Source organism: Neptuniibacter pectenicola (assembly GCF_001597735.1).
Classification (GTDB): Bacteria; Pseudomonadota; Gammaproteobacteria; order Pseudomonadales; family Balneatricaceae; genus Neptuniibacter; species Neptuniibacter pectenicola.
Window position 1 is genome coordinate 1 of sequence record NZ_LUTS01000074.1, and the last position, 479, is coordinate 479.

The window sequence follows — 479 nt, forward strand, 5'->3', positions numbered from 1 at the left end:
GAAGAAAAAAGGAAGAAGAGGGAAGAGAAAAGGAGAGGGGGGAGGAGGGGAAGAAAAAAAAAAAAGAAAAGGAGAAAAAGGAGGGAGAAGAGAAAAAAGAGAGGGAGAAAAAGGAGAAAAGGAAGGGGGGAAAGGAGAAAGAGGGAGAGGGGGGAGAAGGAGGGGAGAGAGAAAAAAGGGGGAGGAAAGGGAAGGAAAAAAGGAAAGAAAGAAAGAAAAGAAAGGGGGAGGAAGAAAGGGGAGAAAAGGGGGGAGAGGGGAAGAGGGGGGGAGGAAAGGGGAGGGGGGAAGGGGAGAGAGGGGAAAAGAGGGAGGGGAGGGGGAAGAAGAAAAGAGGAAGAGAAGAAGAAAGAAGAGGAAGGAAAAGGGAAGAGGAGGGGGAGAAGGGGAAGGAAAAAGAAGGGGAAGGAGGGGGAGAAAGGGAAAGGGAGGGAAGGGGGGGAAGGAGGAACAGGTACCGATGAAAAGTTCACCCAAAA

At 50.7% G+C, this 479-nt stretch carries 1 protein-coding gene; it reads left to right on the plus strand.

The features are described from left to right. Positions 1-479, plus strand: a 479-nt coding sequence (locus A3773_RS19785; RefSeq protein WP_197462837.1) for a hypothetical protein, incomplete at both ends; no start/stop codon positions are given.